Origin of the sequence: Rodentibacter genomosp. 1 (assembly GCF_001999285.1) — a bacterium.
In the GTDB taxonomy this organism is placed as follows: domain Bacteria; phylum Pseudomonadota; class Gammaproteobacteria; order Enterobacterales; family Pasteurellaceae; genus Rodentibacter.
Map to the genome: position 1 here is coordinate 1 of NZ_MLHN01000015.1, position 14,126 is coordinate 14,126.

At 35.6% G+C, this 14,126-nt stretch carries 12 protein-coding genes and 1 pseudogene; 10 read left to right on the plus strand and 3 right to left on the minus strand.

Annotated features, from left to right (window positions below; translation table 11 throughout):
* The first annotated feature begins 151 nt into the window (after positions 1 to 151).
* The 6 genes and pseudogenes from BKK54_RS08745 (at position 152) to BKK54_RS08770 (ending at position 4,610) form a co-directional block, all read left to right on the plus strand.
* On the plus strand, positions 152 to 487 hold the full coding sequence (locus tag BKK54_RS08745) for a helix-turn-helix domain-containing protein (protein ID WP_077542702.1): 336 nt from the start codon (positions 152 to 154) through the stop codon (positions 485 to 487).
* A gap of 15 nt (positions 488 to 502) precedes the next feature.
* Positions 503 to 739 (plus strand): AAA family ATPase, encoded by a 237-nt coding sequence (locus BKK54_RS08750; protein WP_077542703.1) that lies wholly within the window; start codon positions 503 to 505, stop codon positions 737 to 739.
* On the plus strand, positions 678 to 1,844 hold the full coding sequence (locus tag BKK54_RS08755) for an AAA family ATPase (RefSeq protein WP_158074626.1): 1,167 nt from the start codon (positions 678 to 680) through the stop codon (positions 1,842 to 1,844). The genes BKK54_RS08750 and BKK54_RS08755 overlap by 62 nt, the downstream gene beginning before the upstream one ends.
* A complete protein-coding gene (locus tag BKK54_RS08760; RefSeq protein WP_077542705.1) occupies positions 1,837 to 2,751 on the plus strand; it encodes a DUF4435 domain-containing protein in 915 nt (304 codons plus the stop codon). The genes BKK54_RS08755 and BKK54_RS08760 overlap by 8 nt, the downstream gene beginning before the upstream one ends.
* On the plus strand, positions 2,744 to 3,037 hold the full coding sequence (locus BKK54_RS08765) for a hypothetical protein (protein WP_077542706.1): 294 nt from the start codon (positions 2,744 to 2,746) through the stop codon (positions 3,035 to 3,037). Before BKK54_RS08760 ends, BKK54_RS08765 begins: the two co-directional genes overlap by 8 nt.
* Before the next feature lie 468 nt (positions 3,038 to 3,505).
* Positions 3,506 to 4,610 (plus strand): annotated as a pseudogene (locus BKK54_RS08770) (IS1595 family transposase).
* A gap of 248 nt (positions 4,611 to 4,858) precedes the next feature.
* Here BKK54_RS08770 and galM read toward each other — a convergent pair.
* The 3 genes from galM to galT are packed head-to-tail and all read right to left on the minus strand — an operon-like array spanning position 4,859 to position 8,132.
* Positions 4,859 to 5,884, minus strand: a complete 1,026-nt coding sequence (gene galM, locus BKK54_RS08775) for a galactose-1-epimerase (protein WP_077542707.1) — start codon at positions 5,882 to 5,884, stop codon at positions 4,859 to 4,861.
* A gap of 9 nt (positions 5,885 to 5,893) precedes the next feature.
* On the minus strand, positions 5,894 to 7,051 hold the full coding sequence (gene galK, locus BKK54_RS08780; protein ID WP_077542708.1) for a galactokinase: 1,158 nt from the start codon (positions 7,049 to 7,051) through the stop codon (positions 5,894 to 5,896).
* A gap of 34 nt (positions 7,052 to 7,085) precedes the next feature.
* On the minus strand, positions 7,086 to 8,132 hold the full coding sequence (gene galT, locus BKK54_RS08785) for a galactose-1-phosphate uridylyltransferase (RefSeq protein ID WP_077542709.1): 1,047 nt from the start codon (positions 8,130 to 8,132) through the stop codon (positions 7,086 to 7,088).
* Between the two features lie 221 nt (positions 8,133 to 8,353).
* On the opposite strand from galT, the gene BKK54_RS08790 reads away from it, so the two are divergent.
* The 4 genes from BKK54_RS08790 (at position 8,354) to mglC (ending at position 13,125) form a co-directional block, all read left to right on the plus strand.
* Positions 8,354 to 9,355 carry a substrate-binding domain-containing protein gene (locus BKK54_RS08790; protein WP_077542710.1) on the plus strand — a complete coding sequence of 334 codons (1,002 nt, stop codon included), beginning with the start codon at positions 8,354 to 8,356 and terminating at the stop codon, positions 9,353 to 9,355.
* 163 nt (positions 9,356 to 9,518) lie between these two features.
* Positions 9,519 to 10,514: a galactose/glucose ABC transporter substrate-binding protein MglB gene (mglB, locus tag BKK54_RS08795; RefSeq protein ID WP_077542711.1), complete on the plus strand. Its 996-nt coding sequence runs from the start codon at positions 9,519 to 9,521 to the stop codon at positions 10,512 to 10,514.
* A 61-nt stretch (positions 10,515 to 10,575) separates the two neighbouring features.
* A complete protein-coding gene (gene mglA / locus BKK54_RS08800) occupies positions 10,576 to 12,096 on the plus strand; it encodes a galactose/methyl galactoside ABC transporter ATP-binding protein MglA (protein ID WP_077542712.1) in 1,521 nt (506 codons plus the stop codon).
* Positions 12,097 to 12,114: 18 nt separating this feature from the next.
* Positions 12,115 to 13,125, plus strand: coding sequence for a galactose/methyl galactoside ABC transporter permease MglC (mglC, locus tag BKK54_RS08805; RefSeq protein ID WP_077542713.1), 1,011 nt, complete (start codon positions 12,115 to 12,117; stop codon positions 13,123 to 13,125).
* Positions 13,126 to 14,126 lie beyond the last annotated feature (1,001 nt).

The window sequence follows — 14,126 nt, forward strand, 5'->3', positions numbered from 1 at the left end:
AAGAAAGCGTGCGAGCTTTTCTAGAAAGAAGAAAATGTTGGGCCATAGTATTGAGATTACACCTTGATTGGACTAAAATATGAAATATCATTCATATTGATTGTGTATAAAATATCACAATCATTCACTTTTTCAATAGGTGTGTGAAATAATGTGCATATCAGAACGTTTAAAGCTGGTCTTGGATGCTAAAAATATGACCGTAACGGAGTTTTCCAAAGTAACTGGGATTTCGTATCGTTCAGCGATGAATTATTTAAATGAAGGGCGTGATCCTAATGTAGATGCTTTAATCAGAATACATAAAGGGCTGGCTGTTAGCATTACTTGGTTATTAACAGGTAGCGGTAATACATTTCATGAGGATAATACAGAATTCTCTTATAGAGAGAAAAAATTATTAGAAAATTATAATATGATGTCAATTAATTTAAAAAACAACTTTAGTTCTTTATTTGAAGAAATTGCCAAGAGTGCATCCATATAGTTTAAGGGTATCATAATGAATATAGAAAAAATTAGATTTGATAGTGTTAATAACTATCTAAACATAGAAAAAGAATTTGATAAAAATATTAATATATTCACAGGAATTAATGGTTCTGGAAAGACGACAATTTTAAAAATTATTGTTTCAATGCTATCTAAAGTACCAGACTTTGATTTTCTATCTTCGATTGCATTCAAAAAACTCCATATTTATTTATTTATTTATTTATTTATTTATTTATTTATTTAACGATAATAAAAAATATGAATATTTTTGCTTAAATGAGAATGGAATTAAAAGATTTGGAATCAAAACGATTAATGATGGTGATTTAGAAGATGTAGAAAATGATCCTGCCGTATTAGTATCATTTCCTGATTTTTCTAATAGAACTAAGAATCATGATGTAATTAAACAAATCAAGAACGAATTCGCTAAAAATAGCTTATGGGAGAAAGAGGATATTGTATATTTAGATTTACAAAGAAGCATTGAGGGAAAGGTTAAGGATAGATTTGAGATAGATTATTACCGTCCTTTATTTTCTTCAGCATCAAGATTTTTTGATAATGTTATTGCTGAAACAAATAAAAATAGCGAAGTAGAAAAGATAAAAAACATAGTAAAAGATAAATATATAAATATAATAAAAAGACAGAGGAGGATGGAGCAAAAACTTCAAGGTAAAATTATTAAATCCACATTTGACTTTATTAACATTGAAGATATAAGAAATGAAGAAGATATAGTTAAAGATATAATTGAAAAGAAAGATTATTTAATAAATGAAATTAATGACTTGAATGGAAATATAAAAAAATCAATAATCAATTTTTTTCAGAATTATGAAAAGGTGATAAATCTACCTAATGAAGATAAAACTAAAAAATTAACAATATCTTATAACTACAAACAATTTTTAAAAGTAAAGAAAATTATAGAAACAATAGATGAAACAAAAAGACAAAAAGATAATTTATATTCTCCCCTAAATTTTTTTCTTAGTAGTTTAAATGTATTTATAAGTTCCACTAGAAAAAAAGCAGATATAGAAAATGGTCTAATTGTAATAAGAAATAAGGAAAATGAAGAAGTAGATATAAATAATCTTTCATCAGGGGAAATTCAAATTTTTATAATTATAGGAAACTTAATTTTTAATAATAACACTAATAAGCTATTAATTATAGATGAACCTGAATTATCCTTACATATACATTGGCAAGATATGTTAAGGGAATTTATTATTAATAATATTGAGAATTCAAAATTGCAGCTAATCTTAGCAACACATTCTCCAGAGCTTATTATTGATTTAGATGAAAAGTGTATAAACCTAAACAACTATGTGTGAATTAATTAGAAGTCCGAAGGCTAAACGAAGTATTGGAACTGTGTTATTTGATAATATACCAAATGTCTTAAATATTTATGTAGAAGATCATGGAGTTGTATATGGTAAAATTTATACAAATATCTTTTCTCGGATTTTTAATTTTACTGAAGTTGGCTTTAAGATAAAAATACATCAACTAGAAAATACATCTGATCAAAAACAAGGGGGCAGAGATGAAGTAATAAAAGAATGTAAAAGAAATATAAATACTAGAATGAAACTCTATGTTATAGATGGCGATTTTTATCAATTTAAAGAAAAAGACAATATTCCAGAGGCAAAAAATTTATTTATCTTACCATATTATTGTATAGAAAATATGCTTTTAGATACTAGCAATGAAAATTATATAGAGTTTATTGATCAAAAATCATCTTTAGCATTTGATGAATTATCAAATAGTTTAAATATTAATGAATATATGTCAATTTTAGAGAGCTTACTATTACCATTGTTCCTAGAATATGCAATTTCTTTTCACCTAGAAACGGGAATAAAAACTGTAAGTAAGACGGTAAATCATTTAATGGATAAAAGCAGTGAGAGTTTGTTATCTAAAGAAAAGATTGACGCAGAAATTAGTAATATTAAGGAGAGTATAAAAAAATCTGAAAAATACTGTGAAAGCGAATATATTAGATATAGATATGAATTTCAAAGTATAATTGATCATTCTAACAGCAGACTAAGGTTCATATCTGGAAAAGATTTCTTATTTTATTGTATAAAAGATAAATTAAAAGAATTTGCATTTTGCCATATAAATGATCAAGAGTTAAAACTTTTTTTATCTAAAAAATGCTATATAAGGGGTGACATCAAAGAATCTTTATATAATATGGTAGGAGTTAATTTGAATGAATAACTATATAATTATATACCAGCTACCTATATCTAATGAGCTTAATTCATTAAAAGCTTACCTTAATAGAGAAATTGGTACAGTTGATTATTTTGAATCTGCAATTGGAACGGAAAAATATAAATTGCCAGAGACGATGCAATATATCTCATCAAATGAGAATAGAAGGGAATTATTTGAAAAAATAAGAGATATTTCTAATAAATTAAATATTACATTGTCAGTTATAATTCTAGAAGTGTCTGGACGGCTATGGTATAATTTACCTAAGTTATCGAATATAAAATAATTTAGTGATTATTAACTAAATTAGCAATCAAATAAGATTTTACTAGATAAGGACTAAAAACGCCATTAGGTTAGAATAAATCAATGGGAAAAAGTCGCTTAAGTTAGTATAAACAAAATAAACTCATTGAGTACGCTAATTTCTATTATTAATAAAGTAATAGCTGTAATATTTACATAGGGGATTCCCAAGTAAACAAGAATAAATAAAGCAAACGAATCAAAATTTTCCCTTTGCTTTTCCTTAGATTGGAAAGATAGGTAAACCGCTAAAAAGGTGCATTTTGCCACATTATGGGGTGAATGTCGCTGTGTGTTTATCTATGCGTTAAGTCCACAAGTTCCTTGTGGCGGTACGGTATTCGAGGCATAAACGCTTTGAGCCGATCTGATTTCTTCAGGTGGGCGTTTTTTTGTGTCTGGCGTTTAGCAAATCTCGAATGCCTTGTACTACACAAGGAAATTCGCAGTGGCTCAACATTATTTACTTTCAAGCAAATCAAAAAACATCAATTTAAAAGATATTTTACGCCTTACAGAGGAAGATGCTTTTCACCTTTTAAAAACTCATCGCTGGGGAAACCCTGATAATGTTCGTGATGTATGCTGTCCGCATTGTGGTATTCGCCACGAAGCCTATTTCCTTCCTTCTCGTAAACGTTGGTGTTGTAAACATTGCAAACGCCATTTTTATATTACAACAAATACAGCCTTTGCCTTTCATAAAGTTGATTTAGTCGATATTCTTGCTGTCATCTTAATGATGGTAAATAGCTCAAACGGCATTTGTACTTTGTGGGAAAGTTCGCGAAGCTTTATTTAAAACGCGCGATTTAAGTCCATTATCAGGCGAAATTCACGAAGATGGAATGTGGATCAACTTTACCTTGCGTCCAACTAATTTTCGTAAAAACAATCATAAACAACGTCAAAAAGCCGATGAGAAAGGTCGCAAATATCCTAAATTTAGAACGACTAAACGTTGTCTATTCGCTATTACACAACGTGCTGCAAATGATAGTAATATATCTGGAGCAAATCGTACCATTGTCGCAATGGATTACACCGAAAATGCTGATACTGTTTTTGCATTGAATCAACGCTTTGTGAAAGCAGGCAGTGATATTATGTGTGATGAAAACCCTGCTTATAAAAGTCTTGATTTTCACTACATCCGTTGGTCGGTGAATCATCAAGAGGCTTATAGTGCGAAAGGTGTAAACAACAATCTAGCAGAATCTTTTAATGCCAGAATGCGCGACTTAATGCGTGGTACACACCATAAAACCGATAATAAATATGCCTTACATTATGCTAATCAAGCTGCATTCTTTTCAGATAACCGCCGTAAATCAAATGGAGAACTCTTTGAAGATGTCCTCAAACTTTGCTTATGGGTGTTGCCGCTCAAAGAGTGGAGCGGTTACTGGCAAGGAAATCATCGTGAAGGTGAGCTTCTCGGTATGAAAGCCTTTGCACCTAACGAAATTTCATCACACTACTTTAAGCGACTTGAAGAACAAACTACATACGATGAAATTCTGATGGCAGCATACGCTAATAGACTTAGATAGAATTATATAGAAGGAAATAGCTTGCCCGAATGAAGGTTGAGCGGAATATCTCCGCCTTGAGTTTGAAAAAATGGAAAATTGATGTGAAAATTGCTAGATTGAAGTTAGAATTTGAGGTGAAAGAAATGCCTTTCACGATTTTCATTCGGAAAGGCATTTAAATTTATGCGGTAAATTAGTCAATTTTCGGACTTTGTGCAACTGCTACATAATACCGAAAAAATTCGCTATTTTTACCGCACTTTATTTTACAAAAACTTAAACTCCGTCCATTGATAATATCGCTCATTGGCTTGCTGAATGCCCCCATAATTTTGCCACTCGGGGTGATTCGGGGTATCCGGTAAACACTGGGTCTCTAATGCGATACCTGAAAAATCAGCGTATTTTCCGTGACCTCGAGTTGGCGTACCGGCAAGATAATTTCCGGTATAAACTTGCAATGCTGCCTGAGAAGTTCGCACTTCAAGAGTTAAATCGCCATTTGGGGAAGTCAGCAAAACGCAAGGTTTCTGCCATGCTTTATTCACAATAAAGGAATGATCATAACCTTTAGTCACCTGTTGATCGCCTTGTAAGAAGTCTTGCTTGATCAATTTTATCGTACGAAAATCAAAGCTTGTTCCTACCACGTGTTTAAGGGGAGAATTTGGAATCCCTTCTCTATCTACCGGTAAATAAAAATCCGCATTCAGCCGTAAAGTGTGTTCACGAACGTCCGAGCCTTGTTCTGCATTTTCTAAATTAAAATAGGCATGATTCGTGAGATTCAATGCCGTATCTTTGTCGCTGATACCTTCATATTCAATTTTCACAATATTATCTGCTGTCAACGTATAGGTCACCGTAACCGCAACATTCCCGGGGAAGCCTTGATCTCTATCTGGTGAATGAAGTGAAAAACAAACTGAATTTTCACCGCACTTTTGAATTTCCCAACGGCGTTTATCAAAGCCTTCCCCCCCCCCATGAAGTTGATGTTTGCCCTGATTTTCAGCAAGTCGGACTATTTCTCCATTTAATTCAAATTGAGCATTTGCAATACGATTCGCATAGCGTCCCACGCTTGCCCCCAAATAGGCTTGTTGAATCGGGTAATCTTCAATCTTGCAACCCAATAAGACTTCCCGCAATCCCCCTTTCACAGGGACTTGGCAAGAAAGCCAAGTCGCCCCCCAGTCAATCAATTTAATACACATTCCGTTTTCATTTTGTAAAGAAATGAGCTGATATGGCTTTCCATCGGGTGCAGTGAATGTTGTATTTTCTAACATGGTTTCCTCTTAAATCACATGTACACCTTGAGATGCCGTGCACACATAAAATGTTTCTTTTAATCCAGTGGTTTTTTCATAATTATCGGCAATTATTTGGCGTACCGCATCTACTTTATCTTGTGGTGCAAGAGCAACAATACAGCCACCAAAACCACCTCCCGTCATCCTTGCCCCGCCATTTTTACCAATCACAAGCTGAGCTAATTCAACTAAATAATCAATTTGTGGCACGGTAATTTCAAAATCATCACGCATTGAATCATGAGATTGCCCCATTAATTCACCTAATCGGATTAAATCATTATGCGCTAAGGCAGCCACCGCATCCAACACACGTTGGTTTTCCGTTACAACATGACGTGCTCGCTTGGCTACAAGAGGATCAAGTGCGGTCAATTCTACTTCTCTTTCTTTGAACGTTTCCACAGACACATCACGTAAGGCTTTTACACCGAAAAATTCAGCCGCACGTTCACATTGTTGACGGCGAGTGTTATATTCCCCCGTCACCAAATCATGCGGTACATTAGAGTTAACAATAATCACCGCAATATCTTGTGGCATCGGAGTGGGCTTCGTTTCAAGACTGCGACAATCAATCATTAATAGATGATCTTGCTGCCCTAATGCGGAGATAAGCTGATCCATATTGCCACAATTCGCGCCAACAAATTGGTTTTCCGCCTTTTGCCCAATCAATGCAATCTCTGTGTTTGAGAGAGGTAAATCCGCAAGTTGTTGGCAAAATTTCCCGACTGCCACTTCCAGTGCAGCCGATGAGCTTAAACCTGATGAAAGTGGCACATTGCCTGAAATCACCAAATTTGCACCTTGTCTGAAATCCGGGCAATGTTCTTGAATAAATTTCACGACACCACGCACGTAATTTGCCCACTTATGCCCACTTTTTTCAATCACTTCATTAAGAGAAAATTCATCGCTTTCGTTTAAATCTGACGCATAAACCAGCCAAATGTGGTCATCCCTTGTTGTTCCGCTAATGGCGGTACCGAAATTAATTGCACAGGGCATCACAAAACCGTCATTATAATCGGTATGCTCACCGATGATATTCACTCGTCCCGGTGCATAAACCGTGAGTGAAGGTTGAGTATGGAATTTTTGAGTAAAAATATGCTGTGATTGTTGGATTGGATCAGTCATGTTTTATATCCTTTCATCTTTATCTATTTGCTGTCTAACGTTCTTTATAATGAATCTCACTTAACACCCGTAATCGCTCTGCAGCCTGCTCTGCTGTAAAATCTCGCTGACTTTCAGCAAGCATTTCATACCCCACCATAAATTTACGCACTGTGGCAGATCGTAGCAATGGCGGATAAAAATGTGCATGAAGCTGCCAATGTTCATTTTCTTCGCCATTAAACGGGGCGGCGTGAAATCCCATTGAATAAGGGAAGGATGTTTCAAATAAATTATCGTACTTCGTTGTCAATTTTTTCAAGATGATTGCTAAATCTTTCGATTGCTCCTCATTTAATTCAGTTAAGCGTTTCACATGAGTTTTAGGAAGTAACAACGTCTCAAAAGGCCAAGCTGCCCAATAAGGCACAAGTGCTACCCAATATTCAGTCTCTATAACAATGCGTTCTCTTAATGCTAACTCACGCTTCACATAGTCCACTAACATCACAGTGCCGTGTTTTTGCCAATAATCACGCTGAGTACGATCTTCACGGGTCACTTCATTGGGTAAAAAACTGTTTGCCCAGATTTGTCCGTGGGGGTGTGGGTTAGAACAGCCCATTGTTTCACCTTTATTTTCAAAAATCTGAACCCATTGATATTTTTTCCCTAGCTCTTGAAGCTGTGCTTGCCACACTTTAATGACTTCTTCAATTTCAAGTGCGGTCAATAATGGTAAAGTTTTACTGTGATCCGGTGAAAAACAAATAACTCGGCTTTCGCCACGGGCTTGAGAACTCTGAAAAAGGGGATCGTGAAATTTTTCCGGTGCCGGCGTATCCTCTAGGAGAGCTGAAAAATCATTTTTGAACACATAGGGTTGATGGTAATCCGGATTAAATTCGCCTGAGATCCGTTTATTACGTGGACAAAGATAACAGCTTGAATCATAACGAGGTTTCTGCTCTTCATTAACCTTTTCTTGCTGGCCTTGCCACGGTCGTTTTGCCCGATGTGGCGAAATCAAAATCCATTGATCAATAAGAGGATTATAACGACGATGCGGATGATCCGTCGGTTCAAACAAAGCCTCACTCATACTTTGACTCCTTTATCATTTATATTTGTAAGCGATTACATTTATTACTTTTCTAAGATACCTAAATTATTTAAAACAAACCGTGATCTATGTCACAAAATCAAAATTCAAGTACGGCATTTTGTGATCTCCATTGCAAAATCAAAAAGTAACCGTTTTCAAATTTACAAGAAATTATTATGATACTTTTATCGTAAGATAAATCATCGAGAGGGTTGATTATGAGTACTATTCATGATGTTGCAGAACTGGCAAAGGTGTCTGTCGCGACAGTATCCCGAGTGTTAAATCATCACCCTTCAGTCAGCCAAAAAGCACGCCTTGCCGTACAGGATGCGATCTCTCAATTAAACTACCAACCGAATGCTAATGCACAAGCTCTTGCCGTACAAAATACCGACACCATCGGTGTCGTCGTCACAGATGTTACAGACGCTTTTTTTGCTATCTTAGTGAAAGCCGTCGATAAAGTTGCCGAAAAACACCACAAAACAATTTTAATTGGTATCGGTTACCATCACGCAGAAAAAGAACGTGAAGCTATTAATACTCTGTTAAGAAAACGCTGTAGTTGTTTGGTCGTTCACTCAAAAGCACTTTCCGATGAAGAGCTTACCGACTATCTCAATAATGTGAAAGGTATGGTCATTATTAACCGTGTTATTAAGGGATATGAGAATCGTTGTATCAGTTTAGATAATCAAAAAGGCACTTATCTTGCAACAGAAATGTTGATTCGCCATGGCCATAAAAAAATTGCTTATATTGGCTCAAATCACGCCATTTTTGATGAAGTTGAACGTCGAAATGGCTATCTTGAAGCATTAAAAACACATCATTATCCTATTGTCGAACATGCCATCACACATAATTCACCTGATTTTGAGGGTGGAGAGCAAGCAATGATTGATTTACTCAGTTATAACAAGGACTTAACCGCCGTTATTGCCTACAATGACTCCATGGCTGCCGGGGCAATTTCAGTACTAAATGAAAATAATATCAAGGTACCAAATCAATTTTCTATTATTGGATTTGATGATATGCCGATTGCTCGTTATTTAATTCCCAAACTTACAACCATTCGCTATCCTATTGATTTAATGGCAACCTATGCCGCAAATCTTGCTCTGAGTTTAGTTGATCAAAAAATCGATCCTCCCCCGGCAATTCAATTTAATCCGACATTAGTACGCCGCTTTTCTGTGGAAACAATAAGTTAAAATGTGATGAGCATCACAAATTTCAATATTATTTTGTAATCGTTTTCATTTATGTGAGTTTGATCACAGACTAAGGATAATTTGTTAAGTATGATTTTTACGAGTTGTAGAAGTAAACAACCTATATTTTGTTCACATCAACCTTCCAAATTAGGAGTGTTTTATGAAAAAAACAGCAGTATTAAGTGCAATCACTTTAGCAATCGGTTTAAGTGCCGCAACAATTGGCTATTCCGCAGATAACCGTATTGGTGTCACGATTTATAAATATGATGACAACTTTATGTCATTAATGCGTAAAGAAATTAGCAAAGAAGCACAAACACTAAAGGGCATTGAACTATTAATGAATGACTCACAAAATGCCCAATCCATCCAAAATGATCAAGTTGATGTATTACTTTCTAAAGGTGTGAAAGCGCTTGCAATTAACTTAGTTGACCCAGCCGCTGCACCTACAATTATAGGTAAAGCGAAACCAGAAAATGTTCCAGTCGTATTCTTTAATAAGGATCCCGGTGCGAAGGCAATCGGTAGCTATGAACAAGCATACTATGTAGGAACTGATCCAAAAGAATCAGGCATTATCCAAGGAGACTTAATCGCAAAACAATGGAAGGCGATGCCTGAACTTGATCTAAATAAGGATGGAAAAATTCAATTTGTATTGTTAAAAGGTGAGCCTGGTCACCCTGATGCAGAAGCCCGGACAAAATATGTTGTTGAGCAACTGAATAAAGTTGGAATCCAAACCGAGCAGCTATTCATTGATACGGGTATGTGGGATGCCGCAATGGCAAAAGATAAAGTTGATGCTTGGTTATCCGGTCCAAAAGCCAATAGCATTGAGGTGATTATTTCTAATAATGATGGTATGGCATTAGGCGCATTGGAGGCGACAAAAGCACATGGTAAAAAATTACCAATTTTTGGTGTAGATGCTCTGCCTGAAGCCCTACAACTGATTAAAAAAGGAGAACTTGCCGGCACTGTATTAAATGATGGTGTAAACCAAGGAAAAGCAATTGTCCAGTTAACAAACAATCTTGCACAAGGTAAACCGGCAACTGAAGGTACCAAGTGGGAATTAAAAGATCATGTTGTACGTATTCCTTATGTGGGAATAGATAAAGATAATCTAGATGAATTCTTGAAATAATTACTAATGATATAACCTTAGGGGAAGTGTGCTGTCTTCCCCGTTTTTAAATGAGGTTGATATGACGACTCAAAATTTAAGTCAAGACAATCAAGTTCTGCTCACTATGACGAATGTCTGCAAGTCCTTTCCAGGTGTAAAAGCCTTAGACAATGCAAATCTAACCGTGCGTTCACATTCTGTTCATGCGTTAATGGGGGAAAATGGTGCAGGAAAGTCCACATTATTAAAATGCTTATTTGGTATTTATGCCAAAGATGAGGGGGAAATTCTTTTCCTAGGGAAACCCGTTAATTTCAAAACCTCAAAAGAGGCTCTCGAAAATGGCATTTCAATGGTGCATCAAGAGCTTAATCTTGTCCGCCAAACCAGTGTAATGGACAATTTATGGCTTGGACGTTATCCACTAAAAGGCCCATTCGTAGATCACACGAAAATGTACAATGACACCAAAGCGATCTTTGATGAATTAGACATTGATGTTGATCCTAGAGAAAAAGTTGCCAAACTTTCTGTCTCCCAAATGCAGATGATTGAAATCGCAAAAGCCTTTTCTTACGATGCCAAAATCGTAATTATGGATGAACCAACGTCTTCCCTTTCTGAAAAAGAGGTGGAACATCTATTTAGAATTATTCAAAAACTAAAAGATCGCGGGTGTGGAATCATTTACATTTCTCACAAAATGGATGAAATTTTCAAAATTTGTGATGAAATTACTATTTTACGTGATGGGAAATGGATTAACACTGTCTCTGTAAAAAATTCAACTATGGAACAAATTGTTTCTATGATGGTAGGACGTGAGCTCACACAGCGTTTTCCAGAAAGGACAAATGTGCCAAAAGAGGTCGTACTAAAAGTTGAAAATTTAACTGCATTAAATCAACCCTCCATTCAAGATATTTCTTTTGAACTACGTAAAGGTGAAATTTTAGGTATTGCGGGCTTAGTTGGTGCAAAACGTACAGATATTGTAGAGGCAATTTTTGGGGTGCGTGAACTCAGAAGCGGAACCATTAAACTTCACGATAAAATTGTGAAAAATCGAACCGCACTTGAAGCAATTAATAACGGTTTCGCACTTGTCACCGAAGAGCGTCGCTCAACCGGTATCTATTCTAATTTAAGTATTGAATTTAATTCTTTGATTTCAAATATGAAATCTTACCTTACCCCTTGGAAGTTACTGAGTAATAAAAAAATGAGTAGTGATACTCAATGGGTTATTGATTCAATGAATGTGAAAACGCCTTCACATAAAACAACTATAGGTTCACTTTCCGGGGGTAACCAGCAAAAAGTTATTATTGGACGTTGGCTACTGACTCAACCGGAAATTTTGATGCTTGATGAACCAACTCGTGGTATTGATATCGGTGCTAAATTTGAAATTTATCAACTGATTCAAGAACTTGCCAAAAAGGACAAAGGTATCATAATGATATCTTCTGAAATGCCAGAATTACTCGGCGCAACCGATCGTATTCTCGTTATGAGCAATGGTAAAGTTGCAGGTATTGTGGAAACCGCAAAAACATCTCAAGAAGAAATTTTGCAATTGGCAGCAAAATATTTATAACGACAAAAGGAACGAATTATGAGTGCCTTAGAAAAAAATAAATCCTTTGATTTCTTAAAACAAAATGCGATCTATTTTGTGCTGTTGATTTTACTCGGTATTATCATTGCACAAGATCCAACATTCTTAAATTTAATGAATTTCAGTAATATTCTGACCCAATCCTCTGTTCGTCTCATCATCGCACTGGGTGTAGCAGGCTTATTAGTTACTCAAGGTACAGACTTATCTGCTGGTCGTCAGGTTGGTTTAGCCGCCGTTATTTCTGCAACCCTACTACAATCTATGGAAAATATGAATCGGGTTTTTCCTGATTTAGGCGAAATACCGATTCCCGTAGTGATCCTTACCGTTTGTGCTGTAGGCGCTGTAATTGGCTTAGTCAATGGTTTAGTTATTGCTTACTTAAATGTTACACCATTTATTGCAACAATGGGGACAATGATCATCGTGTATGGTTTCAATTCTCTTTATTATGATGCGGTAGGTGGTTCACCGATTGCTGGTTTTAATGAAAATTTCTCCGCCTTTGCCCAAGGTTTTTTCCGATTAGGAAGCTTCAAGTTATCGTATATCACTATTTATGCAGCGATTGCTTCATTTTTAGTATGGGTGATGTGGAATAAAACCCGCTTCGGTAAAAATATCTTTGCAATCGGTGGTAACCCTGAAGCCGCAAGAGTCTCCGGAGTAAACGTTGCTCGTAACCTTGTCGTTATCTATATCATTGCAGGTATGTTCTACGCCTTCGGTGGGATGTTAGAAGCTGGCCGTATCGGTTCTGCAACGAATAATCTAGGCTTTATGTATGAATTGGATGCAATTGCTGCCTGTGTAGTAGGTGGCGTATCATTCGCTGGCGGTGTAGGCACTGTACTTGGAGTGGTGACGGGTGTGATAATTTTCACTGTTATCAATTACGGATTAACCTATATCGGTGTCAATCCTTATTGGCAATATATTATCAAGGGAAGTATTATCATCTTGGCTGTCGCGATTGACTCTCTAAAATACGCGAAGAAAAAATAGTAGATAATGTAAACTCACTTTCAATTACAGGACTATGTTTCACATAGTCCTTTTTGTTTTACTACGTTCAGCCGTCAGAGCCTAGATGTAGTCTTTAAGAACAGCCTAAAAAGATAAAAAAGTGTGCTCAGATCAATTTTTATCGTCTTTTCCCTATCTAAATTGACCAAGATGATTATCAGTTTAGTTGAGGAAGATGATCAAACGGGTAAAGTGAGATTTTGTTGAAATGATAGAGGTTATTTTATCTACTGTACTAAGTGTTAAAAACAAATTTTGCTTTGAAGATCCAAAATCACTTTTTTATAAGTGCATTGATTATTTTTATATCTAAAAAAGAAGTAAGATACTTATGAACTCTCAAGAAATTCAGAGACTTATAGACTTTGAATAGCAAATACAATGGCAATGGAGCGGTATCACCCCAACTGCTTATATAGACTAATTGGCTGAAACATTGCTCCACTAGCCTTTTATTGGGCTTGAAGCCTTTCACGAGCATTTTAATAATATCAACAGAGATAAAACAACGGGTATTACCCGTCAAGAATACCATAATGAAATCGCACGACCACTTAGCGAAAATGAAGTTTTACTGATCTTTGGCTTTAGCACTTATAAACAAGACGATAATGGCGAAGAAAGCATATTTTTATCGTGGAATATGTCGCTTATTTTCCGCAAGTTTGACGATAATAATGACCCACGGGCATTTATCTCTACGAAATGCCTTTGATTTAGACAGCATCCCTAAGCTACGACAACTCTGGAATAGTCATAAAGTCTAAGGTAAATCACCTTTAAAGCAAATAAATGCCATCTGAATTCAGATGGTATTTTAACCTCAACAATTTGACTTTCCTCTATTTCAAACAGGTGAAGTCTGAATATAGTTCAGACTATACCAATCACAACGCTGCATCGGCTCTTTAAATTAAGTCATAATTTGAGAAAGATTAATACAGATGTTTTTTCTATCTAATATTGGAGATTAAAGTGCG